This is a genomic window from Aliterella sp. E5.1, from assembly GCF_057473825.1.
Genome location: NZ_JBYCCV010000025.1, coordinates 1 through 21,561 on the forward strand (window position 1 = coordinate 1; position 21,561 = coordinate 21,561).

Here is a 21,561-nt window from a genome sequence, read left to right on the forward strand (position 1 = left end):
TCCCACAACTACAGCAGAAGTTAACTGATGCACTCCTTGCCATCACTCCTGAGACGATTGCTTCTCTCACTTCTTACAATTTCATCCTTGAAGCTTTATTTAGCGCAGCTTCATAAAGAATTGGTATTAGTTATCTAGAAAGGCAATAGAAGGAACAATAATTGCTTGAGTTAAGGTCGCAAAGCGGATAAAGTTCGCCGTTGAACGGGCAATATTTTTATCTTTAAAACAATCTGGTACTGTTTCTAAAGAAAGTTCTGCCCAAACTTGGGAATTTGTTAGGTCGAGAACATAATCTAGCTCTACTTTAAAACGAAAAACCTGACGGCGGTAAGTTTGGGCTGCAAGTTCCGGTGTACGGTCAACTTTAAAGTGTCGGGCGTACTTAGCTAGGGCAACGTTTTTTTCTTTTGCTAAGTATAGGGTTGATTCCCCGGCAATATTCCAACGATTTTCGTTGCTGCGACTGCAATATCTGAAATCGTATATATCGTAAGACTTGCCAGGGGTATCAGGGAGGTGTCGAACAGCGAAACCTGCCCAGGGTAATATATGAGCCTGGAGGGGCATAGTTTAAAAACCTGTTCCCTCAAAATCTGCTGCGATCGCACTAAGGACAGTTTCGTAATCACCTGATTGCAGCAAATCGAAAGCACTGCGTCCCCCAAAAACTGGCAAAGGTGTTTTTAAGAACTCTTGAAACCCAACGGCGGTATAAACCACTAGCCCTAATTCAGTAATTTCTTTAAGCTTGGCTAAACGCGAAAGCGCCTCCGCATCGTTTGGTAATCGTTCCTCTTTTTCCCATCGAGTTACTGTTTTGCTGCTAACTTTCAGTAAGTTGCTCATGCGCTCTTGAGAAATACCCAATTGCTGACGAATATTGAGCGGATTTAAACGCCGATCGCGATCGATGATTGCTGACTATTTTGACTGCCGCCAATACCTACGGTACATCTACTCTAGCCACTGTCTAGTCAAATGTCCAGACTAATCCTAAGTAAAGCATTTTTTCGCTTCCTAAGTTGAGGTATAAACTTACTTCTCAAGACGATTGTTAGGCGACTCCGTAGCCTGTGTAAGGTCGCTTATAAGCAGGATGTAGACCTAAAACGATGTCTTCTTTAGGAACCCCCATATCGATCAATTCTTCCCCTACATCAATATCGGTGGTGTTTTGCTGAAGCCAAACTTTGCCATCTTTAATATCGAAGTGAAGGACGGTGTGATAAACGCGGCTCAAACCTTTCCAGCCAACGCGCATTAGCTGATAGCGATCGCGAATAGTATCGAAAAAAAGTTCGTTCTCGATTTCTTCATCTTGAAATTTGGACTGGCTATATTGCTCCAAAAGATTTTGGATACAAGTGCGATAACGATCTAACTTATCCATGTCACAATCTCCTCTGCAATTGGGTCATACACAATTAGTTTTAGCTGATGTCGTTCAATGGCAACCTGAGCAAAGCGGCTCTGAAAGAAGGTTTCGTAAGCTTCCAGGGGAATAGCTAAATAAAGCTGACGGTCGGGCGCTTTGACCTCTATCATGATTCTATAGTTGAGGAACTGTCCCAGGGCGGTATGAAAGTCACTAATTGCTGATGTGCCGATGAAGCTTTTGATCTCGACAGCGATTCTTTCTTCGCCTCGCTCGGCGGCAATTAACCTTTCGGCAGCTAGATCAATTTTAACTTTAACTTCTTCCCATTCTAGTTCTAGCGGATCGCTAGAGATTTGCCACTGGTCTTTTTCTAAGCCCCGCTCGACGGCTTCATGGAAAATATCTTTGGCGCTCATACTAGCCGCGTCCGTCCAGTAAGGAGTTCTTGCATCATGCCTTGTTTGATAGCTTTAGTTTTGGCTTGGTGGGATTCTAAAAGTGCGATCGCATTATCCATATTAGATAGTACCCTTGCGATCGCGCGTTGTTCTTCTATTTCTGGTAACGGAACTAATAACTGGCTATACTCATTCCCGTTGATTCCAGGCTGACCACTACGCATAGACATTAATTGAACCCAATCCCAATACAATACAATTTTGTTCTTACTTACTGAGAAAGATAATTTGGCAGCAGTATATTTTTATCTGGTTTTACACGAATTAAGAAGCCAGCAAAAACAAGTCGTCCATCAGCAGATTTATAAAGATACGACTTGCCAACACTTGCGCCAGTTCTAGCAAAAACTAAATCACCGTCTTCAAGATAATATTGCTCTAAATTGTGTTGATTAACACTAACTAACATATCTGGTTGAAAGTAACCAAATTCAGATATATCGGTAATCCGAATATAAACTGGCAGGCTATTCCGATAAGGAACAGCAGCATTAATTCCATATTGTGGAATGCTTCTTAACGCATTCTTTAATTGTCTAATTTCCCAATCTTCAGGAATCAAACCGATCCCACTTTCCTTATAACCTTGTCCTTCACCAAGCCCCGGTAAGCGTTTTTTGCCCGTGAGGAGTTGCTGCATGGTGGCGGTTTTGACGTCGCGTTTTTTGGCGATTAGCTTACTTAGGGCGGCAATTAGGGCATCTACGTCAGATAAAGCTTAGGCAAGCGATCGTTGTTCTTCTATTCCCGGACATGGAATAAGAATTGACTTAATTGCCTTGCCATCAATGCTTGGAAAGGTCGAACCAACGCTTAGAGCAAGTAACTTCTCTATCGCTAGATGAACCTGGTATGTTAAATATTCTGTATTAGCTCTAGGATTGGCTCGGATTGCCGCCACTCCTCTACCAATGCAAAATTCGTCATTCGCAATGTTCATCCGTCCAGTCGAGCTTCCGCGAACAAAACTATGTAAATCACTAGATTTACATAGTTTTGTTGGTTCGATTGTCCATTGAACCTTAATAGGATGTTTCTTCGTGAATTCAGTTGGACCATTGATTAAGAGGCAACCCGTAACCATCTCTGTTGTAAGAAGTTCCCTTTGGTAATTGCCCTATAGTGACTTCAGCTACATTACCCAGCCTAGTAGCATCCCAATCTTCAGGAATTACCCCGATTTCAGTCTGCTTATACCCTTCTGGTAATTGATAATCACTCATTTCCTTCTTCTTCAACAAGCTGGAGAACGCTGTTATACAAAGGTGCAGCAATCCCAAAGCCAGCGCGATCACGTAAAGCATCTAATAGTGGTTTCACCGCCGGAATCAACCTCTGACTCTTTGCTTCCACTAAAATGCCCAAAATTCCTATGTAGCCAAGATTGAGCCTAGCTGCAACCAGACGACGACCCTGCCGTTCATCGATCAAAACCCGATCGGCTTTCAGTTCCAAGGTTAAAGCGATCGCCTCCGCCTCGCCAGGGTCGAGTTCATTACTAAGGGCATCAATAATTGTACGATCTCCAACTGAGCGAGTTTGAATCCACTCAAGGGTTTGAACTGCCGTTGCTCCTGCAACTGGAAAAGTAGGATCGGTCAGTTCTCGATAGATTGCATCCGGGATAATGATTGTTTCATAAAGTTGTTGAAGCAAGTACAAAGAGTCAATCGCTGCAAGGTTGTTAATCGCAGATGTATCGCTAACAATAATCTCGGTCATTTATTTTAAATCTTAGCTACCAGAGACGCTTAAGTGAAGTCAAGCAACAAATCAGCGATATGGCGATGAATGGCAGTGGGATCCGAGATACTGCACGGGTTCTCAAGGTCAGCCCAACGACCTTGATTGAGACGCTAAAAAAAAGTCGAAGCATTTAGAGCAAGTGAATACATCTGTTTTGGAACAGCAAGAATATCAAAAGAGTGCTGTGATGGTGGTGCGAGTAGAGGAAGCCGAGATGGACGAGATGTGGAGTTTTGTGGGGTCGAAACGACATCAACGATGGCTGTGGCATGCCATTGACCATCGCAGTGGTAAAGTTCTCGCTTATGTGTTGGCAACTCATGAAGATGTGGCTCTAAAACAACTCCAGCAACTGTTAGCACCATTCTCGATTAGGCAGTTTTACACCGATAGCTGGGGGGCATACTTGCGACTATTAGATCGACAACATCACACCGTTGGCAAAGCGAATACACAGCGGATTGAGCGTAAGCATTTGACTCTGAGAACTAGGATTAAGCGTTTAGCTCGCAAAACAATTTGTTTTTCTAAGTCTGAACAGATGCACGATACCGTAATTGGATTGTTCATCAACCGCTACGAATTCGGACGCGCTATATGAACCAATCTCCACACGTCTAGAACATTACCCTTGCAACGCATTGATATCCGCATCAGGAATACCGCCGTTTAAGTGAGCGCCCAGATCGTGCAAATCTTCAGGGTTACTAGAATCGATATAGCGCGGAATGTTGAGGTTGTAGTCATTTTTAGCAATCTCCGCCAAACTAACCATCCGGCTGTATCTAGGTAACTCAAGCTGTCTGGTAAAAGCATCAACAATTTTGTGAATATCTTGGCTTCGCAATCGGTTTTTATTCCCGTCTTTGATAAAACCTTTGCTTGCATCCACCATAAACAAACCTTCTCGGCTACCAGCATTAGCTTTGTCAATAACAATAATGCAAGCCGGAATCCCTGTCCCATAAAACAGATTCGCAGGCAAGCCAATAATGCCCAAAATGTAGCCTTGAGGCACCAAATTCTGCCGAATCCGGGCTTCCGCATTGCCGCGAAACAACACCCCATGGGGCAAAATCACCGCCGCCTTACCTGTACTTTTTAGCGACTTGAGAATATGCAGCAAAAAAGCATAATCACCGTTTTTATCGGGCGGCGTACCGTATTCAAACCGCCCAAACTCGTCATCGCTTAGATTAACGCCATTACTCCAAGACTTAAATGACCAACTCTATCTTATTGTTGAAAGTTTTGGAGTTATTGCAACCTGCAATAGACCTACACAACGTCGCAGTTACTGCCCTGGCGATGTTTCAAAATAAGTTTTCTAAGCGGGTAACGCGATTCGAACGCGCGACTTTCACCTTGGCAAGGTGACGCTCTACCACTGAGCTATACCCGCAGTCTTTGACCGTAAAACTCATTTTCTCAAACTATTGAGAGTTTGTCAAGCTATTCCGCCGATGACAACTCACTTAGCTGGGCTGAGGCACTTTTTAAGGATGGTGGCAATTGACTATTGTAGTCACTGTCGGAGCGAAAACTACGCATCAAACTCGCCATTTCTAGGGCATTCATGGCATAATCCCAGCCTTTATTGCTTTTAATGCCTGCTCTTTCCATCGCTTGCTGCATAGTATCGGTGGTCAAAATGCCAAAAATTACCGGAACTCCAGTTTGAAATCCAACGGAAGCAATACCTTTAGCAACTTCCCCAGCTACATAGTCAAAATGGGGAGTTTGACCTTTAATTACTGCACCCAAACAAATAATCGCATCATAGCGCCGAGTCAGAGCTACTTGATGGGCGACTAGGGGAACTTCAAAACTACCCGGAACCCAAAAGTAATCTACTTGAGTACCATGAGGATTAGGGTCTACACCGTGACGTTTCAAGCAATCTTGGCAGCCTTCCAATAGCTTATTTGTAATCAAGTCATTGAATCGCCCAATTACTATTGCTAGTCGCAACGGTTCGGTTTGAGTAAAAGTCCCCTCAAAAACTGCCATCAATATCTCTCACATAAATAACAACGCAAAAATTAGCTATTAGCTTCAAGAGCAAATATGGACTAAAACCCAAGCTAATAGCTACAGCCTAACTTAAGCTACCAAGAAGTTTAAAGCACCTACCAAAAATACTAGCCCAATCCAGGTAAAAGAGCCTAACCACAGCAATCTTTTAGATTCGTTCCAGCTTTGAGGAGTTGCATAGGCAACGGGAACGCCAACTACCATTGCGAAAGACAAGGCAACCAAGGCTAATAAAGCAATTTGGAATAAGATTGTAAACATCGATATTTCTCCTAGGGGGATAAAAAATTTGAGTATAAAGCTTGCTATGTTTCTAGCATTTCCTATAGTTACGCTATCAGAAATTGCACCAATATAGAAGGTAAGAGTAGAGAAAGAATTTTTGCCTGCATGGATCTAATTTTGTGCCATACCACCGCAGATTTTGATACGCTGGGAGCGGCAGTAGGATTGACGCGCTTATTGCCAGGTAGCCGAATTGTGCTTCCTGGAGGCTGTCATCAGGTAGTACGGGATTTTTTGGCATTGCATAAAGATGAGTATGCAATTATTGAGCGCCGCGCTGTCAATCCCGAACAAATAAAACGGTTAGTAGTCGTAGATACGCAAAAGCGCGATCGCTTGGGAGTCGCCGCCGAATGGTTAGATTTGCCACAGTTGGGTTCGTTAATCGTTTACGACCATCATTTGGATACTCAGCTAGATATTCCTGCCACAGAAACAGTAATAGCCGATGTTGGGGCAACAACAACGCTAATTGTCGAGCAATTGCAAACCGCCAATATTGACCTCACCGTTGCCGAAGCGACTGTAATGGCTTTGGGCATTCATGTAGATACGGGTTCATTGATATTTCCTCAAGCTACCGCACGAGATGCCCAAGCGTTGGCGTGGTTGATGCGGCAAAAAGCTTCTTTACAAGTGGTTAACGAGTACCTAGAGCCGGGTTTATCCAAACAATTACAGGCACTACTACCGATCGCAATCAACAGCTTGGAAACCACAAAAATCGACGGTTACAGCGTTGCTTGGGTATGGCTAAAAACTTCTGACCATATACCGGGGTTATCAGGGTTAATTTCTCAGTTAATGCAGCTAACCGAAAGCGATGCAATGCTATTAGGGGCAAGCTATGAAGACAAGTTAACAGTAATTGGGCGATCGCAAATTCCCCAAACCAATCTAAATACTTTGTTTCAACCTTGGGGTGGCGGCGGTCATTCGCAAGCAGCCTCTTTATCTTTGCGGGGAGTAAACCCAGAAAATACCATCAAGCAACTGGTAGACACTTTTATTAACCAAATTCCCCAGCCACCCACAGCGCGAGAATTGATGTCATCTCCCGTCCGTACTATCTTGCCAGAAACTACCATTGCGGAAGCCCAAAGAATTCTTTTGCGCTACGGTCATTCGGGCTTATCGGTAGTTGATGCGGGGGGCGAATTAGTCGGGATTGTATCGCGCCGAGATATTGATATTGCTTTACATCATGGCTTTAGTCATGCGCCCGTAAAGGGCTACATGACTACAAATGTAAAAACTATTAGTCCCACAACCACGTTACCGGAAATCCAGGATTTGATGGTAACTTACGATATTGGACGCTTGCCCGTTTTAGCATCGGGGCAACTGGTAGGTATAGTTACGCGCACTGATATCTTGCGGGAAATGCACCAAGAAAAAACCCGAAACCTGAGCCAAAATGCCGATAATTCCCTGGCTATTAACTATTCATTGCGGCATTTACTCAATAGTCGTCTAACTCCAGCTTTACAAGCTTTACTAGCAAATGCCTCTACAGAAGCAGAAAAACGCGGCTGGCATTTGTATCTAGTGGGCGGCGCTGTCCGAGACTTATTATTGGCTCAAGGGGAAGCTGAAATCCTAATTCAAGACATTGATTTAGTAGTTGATGGCTTTCATAATGCGACCGATGTAGGCGCGGGTGTAGAACTCGCCCAAGCTTTACAGAAATCTTACCCCCAAGCTAGATTAGAAATTCATGGTGCTTTTCAAACCGCCGCTTTGTTGTGGCACAATGATCGCATCTTAGATTCATTATGGGTAGATATTGCCACTGCTCGAACTGAGTTTTATCCTTACCCGGCGGCTAATCCTGAAGTTGAAGCAAGTTCTATCCGCCAAGACTTGTATCGGCGCGACTTTACAATTAATGCCCTGGCGATGCGGTTAACTAATCCTCATGGGGGGGAATTGTTAGACTTTTTTGGCGGAATGCGGGATTTGCAAGCAAAGCAAATTCGAGTTTTACACGCCAATAGTTTTATTGAAGATCCTACAAGAATTTATCGCGCTGTCCGCTTTGCGGTGCGATTGGGGTTTGAAATTGAACAGCGCAGTATTGAGTACATTCGTTATGCAATTTCTAGCGGCGTTTATAACTCCAATCAACCAGATAATAAAACTAGACCTGCTTTGCAAACTCGTCTCCGCAGCGAATTAAAATACTTACTTCAATCCCCTTATTGGCAAGCAGGATTGCGCTTACTTGCTGACTTAGACGCAACTAAGTGCATTCACCCCGATTTAAAAATTACTCGCTCTTTATGGCAGCAATTGCGGCTTTTAGAGCTAGGTTTAAAGGGTAAAAACCTTACTGATTGGTTGCTACGATTGGAAGTATTAATTGCTCACTTAGCACCCAAAGAGCGCGGTTTAGTCGCTGCAAATTTGCAATTGCCCGATGAAAGTATTAAAAGGTTAGTAAATTTAGAGGCTGCGGAAACCAAAGTTAGAAACCTACTACCTACTTCGCCCAAAAGTCAAGTAGTCCATTTACTACAACCCTACGATGATGCTACTTTAATTTTGCTTCTGGTACGCACCCCTAAAATTATTCGCCGTCAAATTTGGCTATACCTCAATTGTTGGGCAAATATCCAAGCACCGCTCAATGGCAACGACCTCAAAAAACTAGGCTACAAACCAGGTCCCCAGTATCGGCAAATGTTAGAAGAATTATTAGCTGCTACTTTAGATGGAATAATATGCGATCGCACCAGTGCAGAAAAGTTTTTATCGAGCCACTATCCATTGTAAAGTAAAGTAAAGAAGTTTCTAGTTTCTGATGCTACCTGACTCTCTACTACGGTGGAGGCAGCTACTTAAGCAAGCAAGTTATAATTCTCGCGTATGGAGTACAGAAACAATCTATGACTAATCCCTTGATTCATGCCTTTTTTGTTGGTAGAGCAGCCGCCGAAGTTGTCAACGAACACCTAGAAAATGCCTTGACTGATGCTTTAAGCGAACTAGGTAAATTTGACGCGGAACAGCGCGAACGCCTGCGCCAGTTTACTCAAGAAGTTATGGAACGAGCTAACCGAGAAGCAGAAAGCAATTTTGGCGGTTCTAGCACTACAACTACAACCGTTTCTTCTCCAAGTCGCTCTAGTGACGTACAAGCAACAATCGATGAACTTAGAGCCGAAATTGCCCTACTAAGAGCAGAATTACAACGTCACCGTAGTAGTTCTACTTAAGTTAGGAGAAAATTAAATTCGCTCTTTTATAGGGAGTTGCCCTAAAAATTTTCGCTCGCTTACCACTGATTTATTTCTTACCTCCTGCAAAAATAACGATTAGGAATTCGAGTGTCCCTTTCTTCTCCTGCCAAAAATTCCATCAAAACTAAGGTTGACCGCAAGCGTAGCTCGATGGTGTATAAAGATAATACCTATCGCTGGAATCGAGACAATTACTCTCGAAATCGGCGCTTCTTTGACATATGGACGTTTGTGCTGTCTTTGATGACTGGTTTTTGGCTTAATAAAAAATCTTGGAGTTATCCCGGCGGAGTTACCGAGGAAAAACGCAAGGCTCGACGGATTGAGCAAGCTGTTTGGATTCGGAATACATTGCTAGAACTAGGACCAACTTTTATCAAAGTCGGTCAGTTGTTTTCGACTCGCGCCGATTTATTTCCCAGCGAATACGTTGACGAACTTGCCAAACTCCAAGACAAAGTTCCGGCTTTTAGTTACGAGCAAACAAAAGCTATTATCGAGCAGGAGCTAGGGAAGACTATCCCAGAATTATTCCAAAACTTTGAGCAAATTCCGATTGCTGCCGCTAGTTTAGGTCAAGTTCATAAAGCTACCCTTCATTCCGGAGAAATTGTTGCTGTTAAAGTCCAGCGCCCTGGATTAAAAAAGTTATTTGAGATTGATTTAACTATTCTTAAAGGCATCACTCGTTACTTCCAAAGTCACCCAGAATGGGGTAGAGGTAGAGATTGGCTGGGCATTTATGAGGAGTGCTGCCGGATTTTGTGGGAAGAAATTGAATACCTCAATGAAGGACGCAATGCGGATACTTTTCGCCGCAATTTCCGCGCTCACGATTGGGTAAAAGTACCGCGAGTTTATTGGCGGTATACCTCGCCTAGAGTGCTGACTTTAGAATATGTCCCAGGAATTAAAATTAGTCACTACGAGGCATTAGAAGCGGCGGGGTTAGATCGTAAACTTCTAGCGCGTCAAGGTGCGGAATCTTATTTACGGCAGTTGCTCAATCATGGATTTTTTCATGCCGATCCTCATCCTGGCAATCTTGCTGTTAGTCCCAATGGTTCGTTGATTTTTTACGACTTTGGGATGATGGGGCAGATTCGCACGGGGGTGCGAGAGCAACTGATGAAAACGCTCTTTGGCATTGCTCAAAAAGATGCCAATCAAGTAGTTGCGTCTTTAATTGAGCTAGGCGCGATCGCACCTGCTGATGATATGGGTCCGGTGCGGCGCTCAATTCAGTATATGTTAGACCACTTTATGGATCAGCCGTTTGAGAATCAATCGGTCAGCGCCATTAGTGAAGATCTTTATGAAATTGCCTACGACCAACCTTTCCGCTTTCCTGCAACTTTTACTTTTGTGATGCGGGCTTTTTCAACGTTGGAAGGAGTAGGCAAGGGGTTAGATCCAGAATTTAGTTTTATGGAGGTTGCAAAGCCTTTTGCAATGGAAATTATGACAAACGGCAATGGTTCCCAAGGCAATACTTTCCTCAATGAATTAGGTCGTCAGGCGGCGCAAGTCAGCACTACAGCATTGGGCTTACCGCGACGGCTAGAAGACACCTTAGATAAGCTAGAACGGGGCGATATTCGGATGCGCGTCCGCTCGATTGAAACTGAGCGTTTGCTGCGTCGCCAAAGCAATATTGGACTTGCGACTATTTATGCTTTGGTAGTTAGCACTTTGACGCTATCTGCTACTTTGCTACTAATTAATCATTACCTGTGGTTAGCCGCGATCGCAGCGCTTGCTGCTGGAGCTTTAGGTATTGTTTTGATTCGGACAATTATGCAGCTCGATCGCTACGACAAAACATTTTAGTTATTCTTTTTACCATTTATTGCCAAATCCGCAGCATGATCTTTTTGCTGCGGATTTTTTAAGTACATATACTTAGCTTTGTTCAGTTTGAGCATTTTTTAGCTTGTCAACTTGCTAAAACTACCTGTAGTTTTCCGTGTTAACCCACTTGCAAAATTTATTTCTTAAGGTTTATATGGAATTACACATTTAGAAGTAGGTGCAGTTTGTCAAATCTTTGTTATATTTTTTAATACAGCAAGGTTAATTTTGAAAAAGCGCCAAGCTTATGGGCAGAAATGCCATTCACGTTTCTATATTTTTTGTTGGAGTCAATCATGAGTAACCCAATTGAACTATCACTAGAACAACAGTTCAGCATCCGCTCTTTTGAGACCCAAGTACAGCAAATGAGCCACGAGCAAGCCCAAGACTTTTTAGTCAAGCTATATCAGCAAATGGTCATGCGCGAAGCAACCTATAAAGAGCTAATCAAGCACCAATGGGGATTTGAGGGTGGAGTCTAAACTCAGCTAATGCTTTTAACAGTCCACCAAGGGCGACCTCCTTCTCTAGCTGAATTCTGCGGGCAGAAAATAGCTGGGGCTGCTGGGGCGTTACCTCAAAACATCGCGGTGGAAAAAACTGTAATTTGTGGAATCAATTAGTAAGCCACATCACAAAATATATTTAATCTCGTAGCGGCAATAACTGTCACTTGTAAACAGAAATCACTACAAAGTAACATTAAAAACCGAATCTAAACCAGAAGGTTGCAACTTGACTAAAATCTGCGGTTTAAGCTTTTCAAATTCTTGCCGAAGCAAACCTTTACTGACTTGAGGCTCGGCAACAGAAACCAGATTTTGGCTAGTCATCACCCATTGTTGCAGTTGTTGACGCTGCAAGGGAGCGATCGCCATTAACAAAGAACTACAGGCACACTCTGGAGACTCACGAGCAAACAATAACAATCGGTAAGAGCCAGATTCTCCTAGTAACCTAGTTATTTCTTGACCTTGACGAGTTTTTAAGTCCACGTAATAAGCCAGCCACTTGGAACCGTGTTCGTCATTGTGGAGGACGGTAATCCACAACATCATCGGATGCGGCGTACTAATAAACAAAAATTGGTTGAAGCGTTTACCGTGCAATCGCTTTTGAATTTCTTGTTGGGGCAGCATTACCCACAGCGCAGAAATAATTTCACCTTTGGTACGAATTGGTTGGGGAAAAACAATATCAGCAATCGGCTTGTTTTTGGGCCAAGCCGTCGGTTGAAAAACTGGATCGTCAGAATAAGACTGATCTAGGAATGGGACTCCCATAGTTAGGGAGGAGTTAATACTTTCTTCTTTGAGTGGCGCTATGGTTTGGATCTGAGTGGTGGGAACGACTACAAGGCTGTTTTGCTGCTCTAAAGCGATGATTGTTTCAATAATCTCGCCGACCGTTTGGGGGCGATCGCTGGGAGACTTGGCTAGACAACTAATTACTAGCTCCTCTACTGCTTTGGGGATACTAAGCTTGCTCCCTGTAGAGGCAAAAGACCGAGGAATTTGGAAGTGGTGGGCTTTGTACCAACCGCCAAAAGATTCAGTATTTGCCTGAAAAGGCATATTACCCGTAATCATTTCAAACATCATCACGCCCAGACTGTATATATCGGAGCGCGCATCGATATCGTTCCCCTCCATTTGTTCGGGAGATGAATAAGCTAGTGTCCCCAAATAATACTTAGTTTGATTGCTATCACTTTGAATTAATTTAGCAATTCCAAAATCTAGTACCTTGACCAACTCACCAAAGCTTTGATCTTGAACTACAAGCATATTGCTAGGCTTGATATCTCGATGGATAATTGGACAAATTGCGCCATCCACCAAAATACCTTGGTGAGCGCATTGCAAACCTAGGCTAATTTGCCGCGATAAACTTAAAAATCGAGGTAGAGTAATCGGTTTGAGCCGCACAGCGTCATTGAGATTTTCTCCCTGCAAATATTCCATGACATAGAATGGTGTCCCCTGTTCGTCTACCCCATAATCCATGACGCGGACAATATGGATGCTTTTTTGTCCTAAAAGAGCGCAAGTTTTTGCTTCAGTTTCAAAGCGCTCTTTGACTCGAATTTTTTTATTTTGAATTGAGAGGGCAAGAAATTTGACAGCTACAGGCACGCCACCCAACAAAATATCATTTGCATAATAAACCTGCCCCATCGCTCCAGTGCCAATTAATTTCTGAATCTGATAGCGTTTTGCTAATAAACGACCAATATTGGGATCTGTCATAGTGAGGATAACGGTTCAATCAATTGACATTTGGACTAGCTTGTAAACAACGAGCTGTTTTTGGAGCTATGGGAGTTGACGAGCTTAGGATACCCATTTTTTTTCCAGTATTACCTAAGAACATCATCAAAAATTTGATGATGTTCTCCTAACAGCATTTTTTCTCTAGCCCCAGTAACTTTAGGTAAATTGCCAGCAATACCAAGATTGCGCCAGTATGCCAGTACAGCAAAGGCGATCGCTTCTTTAAAATCAGCGCTTAGTCCTACTTCATCTGTAGTTAATAGGCTGGCAGGCAAAAGGGTTTGGAGCCGATTTTTGATGTATAAATTTTTACTTCCGCCCCCACACAATAGCACTCGGTCAGGTAGTTTGGGTAAAAAAGTGTGGTAACTATGCACAATTGAAGCAACGGTCAATTCGGCAAGAGTCGCTATTTTATCGGCAGGACTAAGCTGATACGGTTCCATGTCCGCTAAACATTCATGTAGGTACACTGAACCAAATAGCTCTCGACCCGTAGATTTTGGTGGTGACTGTCCAAAAAAATCTTGGTGCAACCATTCCTCTACTAATTTATCGCAAGGTGTACCCCTTGCTGCCCAACTCCCGCCGCGATCGTAAGTTTGAGCGCCATCAGTCAAATGCTGTACCGCTAAGTCTAGTAAAGAATTTGCAGGTCCCGTATCCCAGCCGCGTATTTCTTCTAGCCACTGAGGATTACTACGAGGAGGCAAGTAAGCCACGTTACCAATACCACCTAAATTTTGTACGCAGGTATGTTTTTCTTGGTGGCTGAGGAGATAAGCATCTACTTTGGGAACTAAGGGCGCACCCTCTCCTCCGGAAGCGATATCGCCAGCACGAAAGTTGCTAATAGTGGGAATGCCCGTTATTTGAGCAATCAAATCCCCCCGACCTAGTTGAAGGCTATAAGCTAAGGAGCGAGGATGAGTAGAGGTAGTACCGGCTACTGGTCGATGATATACAGTTTGCCCGTGAGAACCAATTAATTGAGCGGGGGGGTAAGATTTTTGAATATTCTGGGCTGCTTGAGCGAAGCTACGAGCGATTTCATCATCTAATTGGGCTAATTGCGCCATTGAGATTTCTTGCCCGCCACAAACTGCCAAAATCTGCGCTGACAAGTTTTGGGGATAGGGGTAAGTTTCTGCCGCCAAAAGTTCAACTTTTAAGTCTAATTCTGTCCCAGTTACGTCTATTAATGCGGCATCAATACCATCGACGGATGTACCACTGATTAAACCAATTACACGAGTCATAATAAATTTAGTTTTTATGAGCTAGAGGCACTATAGCCAATTTTCCAAAGTTCATTTTTGACTTTAAGGTGACGGTACAGCTATTTTTTCTGTAGCAATGATGTGCAGATCGATATTTTTTAGCAATCGCATCAATTGCTGAGTCAGGGAACCTTGTAATAAAATTTTCCACCGCGATCGCTGACTTTCGCCAATTACAATTTGAGTAATATGCTTTTGCTGCGCTACTTGGGCGATCGCATTAGCAATATTTTGGTCTTTAATATGGATAAATTCACCGCCAAATTCTCGGCAAAGTTTCTCGCAAGTCTCAATATGCAAGCTTTCTTCTCTGGTAAGAAAGCGCTCTTGATTGGCTACATAAACGGCATAAAGTGGCGCATTCATATATCCCGCAATTCTCGCTCCCCGGCGCAATAATTGGACAGAATTGGGATAAGTAGAGACGCAGACTAAAACTCGTTCGTGAATGTTGCAAAACTTGCCTGCGGGGGTTGACGAAATTGCATCATCTTCTACATTATCGGCGACTTCGCGCAGCGCTAGTTCTCGTAAGGCAATTAGGTTGCGGCGTTGAAAAAAGTTTTGTAAGGACTCTTGAATTTTTTGGGGAGCATAAATTTTTCCGTCTTGGAGGCGTTCGACTAAAGTTTCGGGAGTGACATCAATTACTACGACTTCATCAGCAACGTCCAACAGGCGATCGGGGACGCGCTCGCGGACTACAACCCCGGTAACCCTAGCTACTAGGTCATTGAGGCTTTCTAAGTGCTGAATATTAACCGTGGAATAGACATCAATTCCGGCATTTAAAATTAGTTCCACGTCTTGGTAGCGTTTTTCTGTAGCTGAGCCAGGGACATTAGTATGAGCTAATTCATCGACCAATACTAAAGACGGCGATCGCTCGATAATTGCCTCGGTATCCATCTCTGTTAGCGCTAGTTCGCCGCGATCGATTTGTTTGCGGTGTACGATCTCTAAATCGAGGGCTTTTTGAGCCGTTTCTTTGCGTCCATGGGTTTCCAATAGTCCAATAACGACATCAATTCCCTCTTGCTTGAGCATTTTGGCTTCTTCTAGCATTCGGTAGGTTTTACCTACTCCAGGAGCCATCCCAATAAAGATTTTATGCTTACCCCGACGTGCTGAGCGAATAAAAGAGTTTATAGTTGACATTATTTAAAAACTATTTCCACTCCATTATTAATGGTTTTGCTTTTGGAAGTAGCATAATTGAGGTAGTTTTGTAGGCATTTACATCAGTTGGGTAGATTTTACTAAGTGCATTCCAGCTTTCGCAAATTTTTCAAAGGCTAAATCTGCTTGAGCGGTGTAGTCTACAACCCCTGGAACAACTACGGGAGTTGTACAATCTTCCAAAACATATATTTTGTTGGCAAGGCTTGGATCTATTTGTTGAATCTCTGTCAGCAAGTCGTCAATTGTCCAAGCTACGCAGTGACTTTTTGCTTGTCCGGCAATAATGACTTTGTCAAAGTTTAGTAATTGCTGGATTAAGCGGGTATTTTTTTGGGCGAGTTGATTTCCGCCTACGCCTTCTAGCACTTCAGGACGCAAAACAGAATAGTTCTCAGTTAAAGGATTATTGCCTTTGATTTCAAACTGAGTTTGGCTATCGCGAGCGATGCAATGAAAAAATACAGCTTCCTCGACAGCCGAGACTAAAGCATGACCAATACCACCAAGCATAGAATGATAAAACCAGACAGTTAACGGATATTTGCCATTTTGACTTAGTTGATTGACGTAATGCAGTGCGTGCTTATGCAGCGTTTCGTACGTCAAATTTAAGCTATGGGCAACGGCGGGGTTGACTTTCCATACGCCTTTTTCGATGTCTTTTGGTGTGCTATTGGTAGCGGCAGGAGTGGGGTGGATGCCTTCGGCATTTATCCAAAAAATCGGGTGAAAAATTTGCATTGCTGTGTGAGTATCGAGGGTAGGTGCGATCGCACTTATTGACCCCAAATTGCGGTAAATAAACTCGCACAGCCGTTGATTATCTTCTACTGCACCCCTTCCTGACTGTCCGCCCACAAATAGTTCAAAGCCAGGAATACAGAAGGTATTTTGCACGTCAATTAACAATAAGCAAACACGTTCTTTATCTGCGTAATACGGCTCTATACTGTGTTTGGTTGCCCAATCTCTAGCTAATGCTGCTCTTTCTTGATAGGGTACTCGCCAAACTTCGCCTACTTTTTGGGGATCGAAATGTGGGGGAATTGGTAGCTGGGTTGTTGTCTGCATATATATAAGCAAGCTTGGTTTAACACTTGCTTTAATTTTATATAATCAGCCAGTTATCGCCCCAATGAGGAGCTTGAGGGTAAAAACACTAATAGCTAAAATACCTATACTAAATACAAACAAACCTGCTAGGAGGAAGAAAATAAACCAGCGATTTTTCTTTTCAACTTCTTGAGGAATATTCAAATGAGCTTCTACTAATTCAAAGTTTCTGATATTAGCTTTCCAGGCAACATCAAACAAATCTCCAATTACTGGTAATGTACCAACAGCACTTTCTAATACGATGTTAGACACCATTTTAGCCAATGTTTCTTTGGGTAAACCTAGCCGCGCCGCTTCTATTACTATATAAGCCGAGAGGACTGTACCCAAAAAGTCTCCGGCTCCAGGTATGATTCCGAGTATAGGATCTAAACCGATGCGAAATTTTGTACCGGGAATGCCAATAGCGTTGTCAAGCAAGCGGCTAAACTTACGCAGACGGTTGAGAGTAGCAAGTCTGGATGGAGCAAGTCTGGAGGCAGGAGAAGTCTGGGACATAAGCTTAGATTATTGCTATCGATCTTCATCCAAACACAATTAAGCTGCGATCGCGCTGTACCTGTAGCTAGATTTAGAACCTACTCAATTTTTGCGGATTTTGGCTTTGCGCATTGCTTCGCCTACAGTAACGTTTAGTTGATCGCCTACTAACAGCACGACAGCGCTCATATAAAGCCACAGCATTAAGACAATTACTGCCCCCACTGCGCCATAAACTTGATTGTAGTTGCCAAAATTGGACGCATAAAGTCGAAATAAACCAGACACCAGCGCCCAAGAAATAGCGGCAAGAAAAGCTCCAGGCATAATCGGCGTACCAGCATCCCAAATACTTGGTCCGTAGCGGTAGACAAAGGCAAAAGCTGTAGAAACAATCGCTAAAGCCAAGGGCCAACGTAGCAATTGCCAACCAACTAATAAAATCAATAACCCACTTTCACGGACAAAAAAGTTCAGCAACCAATCGCTGATAAAAATTAAAAAAGAAGCTACTACAAGTAAACCGATTGTGCCAATTGTTAATCCAATAGAAATAAGTTTAGCTTTCCAAAAAGGGCGGATTTGTTTGGGGGGAATTTGATGAATTTGGTCTAGAGCATTCATTGCTGCACTCAAGGCTCCACTAGCTGCCCAGATTGCGACAATAAAACTGAGAGAAAATAAGCCAGTGTTTCTTGTTTGAGTAATTTGCTTAGCAAAGTCACGAATCAACCCCAATGCTTCATCGGGGGCAACTTCACTAACTTGCACTGCCAATTCTTTAAAAAATGATTGTAAGGATTCTTCAAATAAACCGATAGCGGTAAGGATAGCCAGAATAGCAGGAAATAATGACAGCATTGCATTGTAAGCAATTTCTGAAGACAATCCTAGTAGCCGTCGTTCGCCCACACGAGCAATAGTTTTTTTGATTGCAGCCCAACGCAGATAGTAGAAAAACCTAACAAAGCGAGTTGCGAGCATAGGTAAAGTACCAGGCTTACCAAGAAGAAATTATCATTATTAGCTATTTTTACTAGCAGAAATGCTCTGCAATAGTTGCTCGATTTCCTCAGATTTTTGCTCGTTGCGTTGAGACTTAAATAATTCTTGTGCTTTTTCTAGAGACGCAGTAGCAGATTCTAACTTGTGTAGCTTCATTAAAGCCGTCGCCAATCTTACTTGCGCCTCAGCATTTTTAGGAGCGCGAGAAATTAGCGCCGTAAATTGAGCCACTGCATCATCTAGTTTATTTTGCTGCATCAACGTTTCTCCTAGCAGCAGTCGCGCAATATCGTTACTGGGATGCCGAGAAAGCACATCGATAAAAACTGACTCCGCATTTTTGTAGTCTTTTTCTTGGTACAACTTGACACCGCGATTGTATAGAGAAGATATAGTTACCCCTTCCCAAACAAAAAAAGCTAGGGCAATTAAGCTGGTAGCAACGACAACCGCCGCAATTAAATGACTTTGCCCAGACGATTCAACCATTTATAACTCTCCATTACTTATATGATGCTACGGCATTACTCCAAAACCCACCTGTGAAAATAGTGCTGAGCAGAAATTGCCAGGAGTATTTTCCTCCGGGAGTTTAAGCCGAACTGCTTACATCACAAAACTTAGTATTTTGCAAACACATTTATTTTTTTGTGACACTTTTCTAAAAGTCCACCAGTATTAAATATTACGCACACTAACCGTTATTTTAGAAATGTGGCAATCGAAGGTATGAAAAACATTCTCCAAAAGCTCATAGACAGTAAGTTCTAGCTTTTGTGACAGCAACCATCATTGCGATATCAGTATTCTTTATTCGATGGTGCAAAGAATTATGAAACGTCTATTTCCCAGTGTTGTTGCTCTTTCTACGGTAGTTGCCCCTGTATTACTCTTTGCTGGCAACGTTTCTGCTCAACCTATCAACCCCAGACCTACAGGGACTGACGCTGCTTATTTGGGTGCTGGTATTTCTGCGGGTGTTACCAATGGTGGTAGTCTCAGATACAACGATGACGCGCAATTTGGTGGCAACGTGCAAGGACGTTATGCTATTCCCAATACATCTATTTCTGCTAGGGGTGCGCTCTTATTTGGTGGCGATACTGTTTCTGTTATCCCATCGTTATCCTACGATGTACCTGTAAGCAATAATACCAACATTTATTTAGGTGCTGGCTACTCTTTTGTAGGTGAAGATGGTCAATCAACTCCTCTAGGCAATAAGAATGCCGTTGTTCTTTCTACAGGTGTTGAATCTCAAGTTACTAACAGAGTTGTCCTCTACGGTGACGTGAAGCTAGGAATTGATGCCTACGAAGATAGTTCGGCGGCGGCTAGTAGCATTCAAGCAGGTGCAGCTTACCGCTTCAACTGACTTGAACTAGATTTTAGAGGCAATATGATCGCATTGCCTCTATCTTTGTCTGCAAGTGCTTAACCAGAAAAAGAAATGGCTTTTAGCCCAATAGACAAGATCCAGGAAAAATTAGATATTCCAAGAAAAATAATTTCCAAATAAATTGATAAAAATCAGCGATCGCACTTTTATCTGCCAAATCTACCTGAAAGCTGCGCCACCACAATAGACCCAATAAGCCTAAATGAGTGCTAACTAAAAATACAGAATTAGCCCCAGGTATCCAAAAAACCGCAGAAGTCGCCATTCCTACATAACATGCAGTTATTACCCAACGAGCCAGATTAAATACTCGTTCTTGACCTAAAGCAATAGTAAAAGTAGAAATTTGGTATTGACGATCGCCTTCCAAGTCGGGGATATCTTTAAATATAGCGATCGCAACTGTAAATACGATCACAAACGTCGTCAACGCCCATACCGCTCTTGGGATACTTAGGCTGCTAGTAAAATGCAAATATAGCCCTAAATTGACTACCGCTCCTCGCACTGTAAAAATGCACAAAGCCGCCCAAAAAGGAAACTTTTTCAACCGAATCGGTGGTAAGGAATAAGCCGTACCAATTGCTAAACTAATCGTTACCATTCCTAGCAAATAAGGCGATAGTAACCAAGCTAGTAGCAGCGCTAAGACCCCCGTTACTGCCACAATTAGCCTACCTGTACCCAGAGAAAACTCGCCACTAGCTAGAGGCAAATGCGGCTTATTAATTTGGTCGATGGCTATATCTTCCAACTGATTCAAGCCCACAATGTAGACATTGCCACACAGACAAGCAAGCCAAGCTCCTACTACAGACAGCACTGAATTACTATTGAATCCTTGAGATAATGCGATCGCATATATGCCCCATACGCTCAAACTCGTACCAATAATTGTATGAGGGCGCGAAAATTGCCAAAAAGCCGCCAGCCAGTTACTCTTGACGCTGGGGTTTGTTTCCTTATTTAGTACCACACAACAACCCAAATTTAATCAATCCGCGATCGTAACCACGACTCATCAATCCTAAAGATAGCGCCGCCTGAATTGTCCCCCAGCCGGAGCGAATTAAGCCGAAAAGCGCCTCAAAATTGAACGCCGAATCAATTACTACATCCCAAAAAGGAGCAACAGCCTCTGACCAATCTGCCGTCTGAATGTTTTGTAATAATAGATTTTGCGCGACTTGCTCGTACTCTGGTAAGGAAATCACGTAAGGCAAACAATAAACCCGATAAATATCTGCCAAATGCTGTTTTTCATCGGTAGTCAGCGCCGCATTTTCTGTAGAGCGATGACACCAAGTAACCATAATAAACTTTCCACCAGGTTTTAGCACCCGGTAACACTCTTGCATAAACTTAGTTTTGTCTGGCATATGTTCGCCACTTTCCAGCGACCATACTAAGTCAAAAGAATTGTCTGCAAAGGGCATATTTTGGGCATCTGCTACCTGAAAACTAGCTTCTGTGCTTAAAAAACTTGCCTCCTTTGCTCGTTCTGCGGCTCTAGAGGCTTGCACCGGGCTAAGAGTAATACCCGTCACCCTAGCATTGAATTTTTGCGCTAAATACAAAGAACTGCCACCAATACCACAACCAACATCGAGAATGTTCTCTGCTTGCTGTACGCCCGACCATTGCAGTAATTCTTCAATTAAATCTATTTGCGCCTGTCTGCGGTCTTTTTTGATTTTGCCATCTGCGCCATAATAGCCGTGGTGCATATGCTCGCCCCAGATCTGTTCCCACAGACTTGAGGAAGCATCGTAAAATTGTTGAATTTGCTGCTGTAGTGCCGTACTCATGTTAGTAGCGTTGAAACG

At 43.1% G+C, this 21,561-nt stretch carries 26 protein-coding genes, 1 tRNA gene and 2 pseudogenes; 7 read left to right on the forward strand and 22 right to left on the reverse strand.

What is annotated here, in order from left to right; genetic code table 11:
• Positions 1 to 126: 126 nt before the first annotated feature.
• The 9 genes from AC2VE5_RS11000 to AC2VE5_RS11040 form a co-directional block, all read right to left on the reverse strand.
• The gene (locus tag AC2VE5_RS11000) at positions 127 to 570 is read right to left on the reverse strand and encodes an RES domain-containing protein (RefSeq protein ID WP_486887791.1); all 444 of its coding nucleotides are present in this window, start codon (positions 568 to 570) and stop codon (positions 127 to 129) included.
• A 3-nt stretch (positions 571 to 573) separates the two neighbouring features.
• Positions 574 to 870 carry a helix-turn-helix domain-containing protein gene (locus AC2VE5_RS11005; RefSeq protein WP_486887792.1) on the reverse strand — a complete coding sequence of 99 codons (297 nt, stop codon included), beginning with the start codon at positions 868 to 870 and terminating at the stop codon, positions 574 to 576.
• A 187-nt stretch (positions 871 to 1,057) separates the two neighbouring features.
• A complete protein-coding gene (locus tag AC2VE5_RS11010) occupies positions 1,058 to 1,393 on the reverse strand; it encodes an element excision factor XisI family protein (protein ID WP_486887793.1) in 336 nt (111 codons plus the stop codon).
• Complete coding sequence (locus tag AC2VE5_RS11015; protein WP_486887794.1) at positions 1,381 to 1,797, reverse strand: XisH family protein; 417 nt, start codon at positions 1,795 to 1,797, stop codon at positions 1,381 to 1,383. The genes AC2VE5_RS11010 and AC2VE5_RS11015 overlap by 13 nt, the downstream gene beginning before the upstream one ends.
• Positions 1,794 to 2,009 carry a restriction endonuclease subunit S gene (locus tag AC2VE5_RS11020; protein WP_486887795.1) on the reverse strand — a complete coding sequence of 72 codons (216 nt, stop codon included), beginning with the start codon at positions 2,007 to 2,009 and terminating at the stop codon, positions 1,794 to 1,796. Before AC2VE5_RS11020 ends, AC2VE5_RS11015 begins: the two co-directional genes overlap by 4 nt.
• A 41-nt stretch (positions 2,010 to 2,050) precedes the next feature.
• Positions 2,051 to 2,479: a restriction endonuclease subunit S domain-containing protein gene (locus AC2VE5_RS11025; RefSeq protein WP_486887796.1), complete on the reverse strand. Its 429-nt coding sequence runs from the start codon at positions 2,477 to 2,479 to the stop codon at positions 2,051 to 2,053.
• Positions 2,480 to 2,557: 78 nt separating this feature from the next.
• A complete protein-coding gene (locus AC2VE5_RS11030) occupies positions 2,558 to 2,923 on the reverse strand; it encodes a restriction endonuclease subunit S (protein WP_486887797.1) in 366 nt (121 codons plus the stop codon).
• Positions 2,886 to 3,062, reverse strand: a complete 177-nt coding sequence (locus AC2VE5_RS11035) for a hypothetical protein (RefSeq protein ID WP_486887798.1) — start codon at positions 3,060 to 3,062, stop codon at positions 2,886 to 2,888. The genes AC2VE5_RS11030 and AC2VE5_RS11035 overlap by 38 nt, the downstream gene beginning before the upstream one ends.
• Positions 3,055 to 3,561, reverse strand: a complete 507-nt coding sequence (locus AC2VE5_RS11040; protein ID WP_486887799.1) for a PIN domain-containing protein — start codon at positions 3,559 to 3,561, stop codon at positions 3,055 to 3,057. Before AC2VE5_RS11040 ends, AC2VE5_RS11035 begins: the two co-directional genes overlap by 8 nt.
• Here AC2VE5_RS11040 and AC2VE5_RS11045 point away from each other — a divergent pair.
• Positions 3,555 to 4,186, forward strand: a pseudogene (locus tag AC2VE5_RS11045) (IS1 family transposase); the annotation flags it as partial. The gene AC2VE5_RS11040 and the pseudogene AC2VE5_RS11045 sit on opposite strands and share 7 nt — an antisense overlap.
• A gap of 30 nt (positions 4,187 to 4,216) precedes the next feature.
• Here AC2VE5_RS11045 and AC2VE5_RS11050 read toward each other — a convergent pair.
• The 4 genes and pseudogenes from AC2VE5_RS11050 to psbZ all read right to left on the reverse strand — a co-directional run.
• Positions 4,217 to 4,813, reverse strand: a pseudogene (locus tag AC2VE5_RS11050) (N-6 DNA methylase); the annotation flags it as partial.
• Between the two features lie 102 nt (positions 4,814 to 4,915).
• A tRNA-Gly gene (locus AC2VE5_RS11055) sits at positions 4,916 to 4,987 on the reverse strand.
• 50 nt (positions 4,988 to 5,037) lie between these two features.
• Positions 5,038 to 5,595, reverse strand: a complete 558-nt coding sequence (gene ribH, locus AC2VE5_RS11060; RefSeq protein WP_486887800.1) for a 6,7-dimethyl-8-ribityllumazine synthase — start codon at positions 5,593 to 5,595, stop codon at positions 5,038 to 5,040.
• Positions 5,596 to 5,688: 93 nt separating this feature from the next.
• Positions 5,689 to 5,880, reverse strand: coding sequence for a photosystem II reaction center protein PsbZ (psbZ, locus tag AC2VE5_RS11065; RefSeq protein ID WP_486887801.1), 192 nt, complete (start codon positions 5,878 to 5,880; stop codon positions 5,689 to 5,691).
• A gap of 129 nt (positions 5,881 to 6,009) precedes the next feature.
• Here psbZ and AC2VE5_RS11070 point away from each other — a divergent pair, with 129 nt between their 5' ends.
• The 5 genes from AC2VE5_RS11070 to AC2VE5_RS11090 all read left to right on the forward strand — a co-directional run bounded on the left by AC2VE5_RS11070 (position 6,010) and on the right by AC2VE5_RS11090 (position 11,623).
• On the forward strand, positions 6,010 to 8,679 hold the full coding sequence (locus AC2VE5_RS11070) for a CBS domain-containing protein (RefSeq protein WP_486887802.1): 2,670 nt from the start codon (positions 6,010 to 6,012) through the stop codon (positions 8,677 to 8,679).
• 113 nt (positions 8,680 to 8,792) lie between these two features.
• On the forward strand, positions 8,793 to 9,122 hold the full coding sequence (locus tag AC2VE5_RS11075) for a DUF6825 family protein (RefSeq protein ID WP_486887803.1): 330 nt from the start codon (positions 8,793 to 8,795) through the stop codon (positions 9,120 to 9,122).
• Between the two features lie 174 nt (positions 9,123 to 9,296).
• The gene (locus AC2VE5_RS11080) at positions 9,297 to 10,976 is read left to right on the forward strand and encodes an ABC1 kinase family protein (protein ID WP_486887843.1); all 1,680 of its coding nucleotides are present in this window, start codon (positions 9,297 to 9,299) and stop codon (positions 10,974 to 10,976) included.
• Positions 10,977 to 11,293: 317 nt separating this feature from the next.
• Positions 11,294 to 11,482 carry an NblA/ycf18 family protein gene (locus AC2VE5_RS11085; RefSeq protein WP_009633391.1) on the forward strand — a complete coding sequence of 63 codons (189 nt, stop codon included), beginning with the start codon at positions 11,294 to 11,296 and terminating at the stop codon, positions 11,480 to 11,482.
• A 9-nt stretch (positions 11,483 to 11,491) separates the two neighbouring features.
• Positions 11,492 to 11,623, forward strand: a complete 132-nt coding sequence (locus tag AC2VE5_RS11090) for a hypothetical protein (protein ID WP_486887804.1) — start codon at positions 11,492 to 11,494, stop codon at positions 11,621 to 11,623.
• Between the two features lie 66 nt (positions 11,624 to 11,689).
• On the opposite strand, the gene AC2VE5_RS11095 is transcribed toward AC2VE5_RS11090, so the two are convergent.
• The 7 genes from AC2VE5_RS11095 to AC2VE5_RS11125 all read right to left on the reverse strand — a co-directional run bounded on the left by AC2VE5_RS11095 (position 11,690) and on the right by AC2VE5_RS11125 (position 18,825).
• Complete coding sequence (locus tag AC2VE5_RS11095) at positions 11,690 to 13,249, reverse strand: serine/threonine-protein kinase (protein WP_486887805.1); 1,560 nt, start codon at positions 13,247 to 13,249, stop codon at positions 11,690 to 11,692.
• Between the two features lie 110 nt (positions 13,250 to 13,359).
• A complete protein-coding gene (locus AC2VE5_RS11100; RefSeq protein WP_486887806.1) occupies positions 13,360 to 14,532 on the reverse strand; it encodes an anhydro-N-acetylmuramic acid kinase in 1,173 nt (390 codons plus the stop codon).
• A gap of 63 nt (positions 14,533 to 14,595) precedes the next feature.
• Complete coding sequence (locus AC2VE5_RS11105) at positions 14,596 to 15,711, reverse strand: universal stress protein (protein ID WP_486887807.1); 1,116 nt, start codon at positions 15,709 to 15,711, stop codon at positions 14,596 to 14,598.
• A gap of 78 nt (positions 15,712 to 15,789) precedes the next feature.
• A complete protein-coding gene (locus AC2VE5_RS11110; RefSeq protein ID WP_486887808.1) occupies positions 15,790 to 16,806 on the reverse strand; it encodes a cysteine hydrolase family protein in 1,017 nt (338 codons plus the stop codon).
• Positions 16,807 to 16,851: 45 nt separating this feature from the next.
• Positions 16,852 to 17,349 (reverse strand): DUF4112 domain-containing protein, encoded by a 498-nt coding sequence (locus AC2VE5_RS11115; protein ID WP_486887809.1) that lies wholly within the window; start codon positions 17,347 to 17,349, stop codon positions 16,852 to 16,854.
• Positions 17,350 to 17,433: 84 nt separating this feature from the next.
• Positions 17,434 to 18,315: a YihY/virulence factor BrkB family protein gene (locus tag AC2VE5_RS11120; protein ID WP_486887810.1), complete on the reverse strand. Its 882-nt coding sequence runs from the start codon at positions 18,313 to 18,315 to the stop codon at positions 17,434 to 17,436.
• Positions 18,316 to 18,354: 39 nt separating this feature from the next.
• Positions 18,355 to 18,825 carry a tetratricopeptide repeat protein gene (locus tag AC2VE5_RS11125; RefSeq protein ID WP_486887811.1) on the reverse strand — a complete coding sequence of 157 codons (471 nt, stop codon included), beginning with the start codon at positions 18,823 to 18,825 and terminating at the stop codon, positions 18,355 to 18,357.
• A 343-nt stretch (positions 18,826 to 19,168) separates the two neighbouring features.
• Between AC2VE5_RS11125 and AC2VE5_RS11130 the strand changes: the two genes are divergently transcribed.
• The gene (locus tag AC2VE5_RS11130; protein ID WP_486887812.1) at positions 19,169 to 19,711 is read left to right on the forward strand and encodes a hypothetical protein; all 543 of its coding nucleotides are present in this window, start codon (positions 19,169 to 19,171) and stop codon (positions 19,709 to 19,711) included.
• 82 nt (positions 19,712 to 19,793) lie between these two features.
• Here the strand turns inward: AC2VE5_RS11130 and AC2VE5_RS11135 are convergent, their stop codons facing one another.
• Complete coding sequence (locus AC2VE5_RS11135; protein ID WP_486887813.1) at positions 19,794 to 20,711, reverse strand: homogentisate phytyltransferase; 918 nt, start codon at positions 20,709 to 20,711, stop codon at positions 19,794 to 19,796.
• A complete protein-coding gene (locus AC2VE5_RS11140; RefSeq protein ID WP_486887814.1) occupies positions 20,698 to 21,543 on the reverse strand; it encodes a methyltransferase domain-containing protein in 846 nt (281 codons plus the stop codon). Before AC2VE5_RS11140 ends, AC2VE5_RS11135 begins: the two co-directional genes overlap by 14 nt.
• Positions 21,544 to 21,561: the final 18 nt, after the last annotated feature.

Coding starts and splice junctions, on each gene's coding strand:
- AC2VE5_RS11020 (WP_486887795.1), bottom strand. CDS start 2,009: ATGTCTATGCGTAGTGGTCAGCCTGGAATCAACGGGAATGAGTATAGC.
- AC2VE5_RS11100 (WP_486887806.1), bottom strand. CDS start 14,532: ATGACTCGTGTAATTGGTTTAATCAGTGGTACATCCGTCGATGGTATT.
- AC2VE5_RS11120 (WP_486887810.1), bottom strand. CDS start 18,315: ATGCTCGCAACTCGCTTTGTTAGGTTTTTCTACTATCTGCGTTGGGCT.
- ribH (WP_486887800.1), bottom strand. CDS start 5,595: ATGGCAGTTTTTGAGGGGACTTTTACTCAAACCGAACCGTTGCGACTA.
- AC2VE5_RS11115 (WP_486887809.1), bottom strand. CDS start 17,349: ATGTCCCAGACTTCTCCTGCCTCCAGACTTGCTCCATCCAGACTTGCT.
- AC2VE5_RS11105 (WP_486887807.1), bottom strand. CDS start 15,711: ATGTCAACTATAAACTCTTTTATTCGCTCAGCACGTCGGGGTAAGCAT.
- AC2VE5_RS11035 (WP_486887798.1), bottom strand. CDS start 3,062: ATGAGTGATTATCAATTACCAGAAGGGTATAAGCAGACTGAAATCGGG.
- AC2VE5_RS11010 (WP_486887793.1), bottom strand. CDS start 1,393: ATGGATAAGTTAGATCGTTATCGCACTTGTATCCAAAATCTTTTGGAG.
- AC2VE5_RS11075 (WP_486887803.1), top strand. CDS start 8,793: ATGACTAATCCCTTGATTCATGCCTTTTTTGTTGGTAGAGCAGCCGCC.
- psbZ (WP_486887801.1), bottom strand. CDS start 5,880: ATGTTTACAATCTTATTCCAAATTGCTTTATTAGCCTTGGTTGCCTTG.
- AC2VE5_RS11025 (WP_486887796.1), bottom strand. CDS start 2,479: ATGCAGCAACTCCTCACGGGCAAAAAACGCTTACCGGGGCTTGGTGAA.
- AC2VE5_RS11080 (WP_486887843.1), top strand. CDS start 9,297: ATGGTGTATAAAGATAATACCTATCGCTGGAATCGAGACAATTACTCT.
- AC2VE5_RS11125 (WP_486887811.1), bottom strand. CDS start 18,825: ATGGTTGAATCGTCTGGGCAAAGTCATTTAATTGCGGCGGTTGTCGTT.
- AC2VE5_RS11130 (WP_486887812.1), top strand. CDS start 19,169: ATGAAACGTCTATTTCCCAGTGTTGTTGCTCTTTCTACGGTAGTTGCC.
- AC2VE5_RS11030 (WP_486887797.1), bottom strand. CDS start 2,923: ATGGTTACGGGTTGCCTCTTAATCAATGGTCCAACTGAATTCACGAAG.
- AC2VE5_RS11000 (WP_486887791.1), bottom strand. CDS start 570: ATGCCCCTCCAGGCTCATATATTACCCTGGGCAGGTTTCGCTGTTCGA.
- AC2VE5_RS11040 (WP_486887799.1), bottom strand. CDS start 3,561: ATGACCGAGATTATTGTTAGCGATACATCTGCGATTAACAACCTTGCA.
- AC2VE5_RS11140 (WP_486887814.1), bottom strand. CDS start 21,543: ATGAGTACGGCACTACAGCAGCAAATTCAACAATTTTACGATGCTTCC.
- AC2VE5_RS11015 (WP_486887794.1), bottom strand. CDS start 1,797: ATGAGCGCCAAAGATATTTTCCATGAAGCCGTCGAGCGGGGCTTAGAA.
- AC2VE5_RS11090 (WP_486887804.1), top strand. CDS start 11,492: ATGCTTTTAACAGTCCACCAAGGGCGACCTCCTTCTCTAGCTGAATTC.
- AC2VE5_RS11085 (WP_009633391.1), top strand. CDS start 11,294: ATGAGTAACCCAATTGAACTATCACTAGAACAACAGTTCAGCATCCGC.
- AC2VE5_RS11110 (WP_486887808.1), bottom strand. CDS start 16,806: ATGCAGACAACAACCCAGCTACCAATTCCCCCACATTTCGATCCCCAA.
- AC2VE5_RS11070 (WP_486887802.1), top strand. CDS start 6,010: ATGGATCTAATTTTGTGCCATACCACCGCAGATTTTGATACGCTGGGA.
- AC2VE5_RS11095 (WP_486887805.1), bottom strand. CDS start 13,249: ATGACAGATCCCAATATTGGTCGTTTATTAGCAAAACGCTATCAGATT.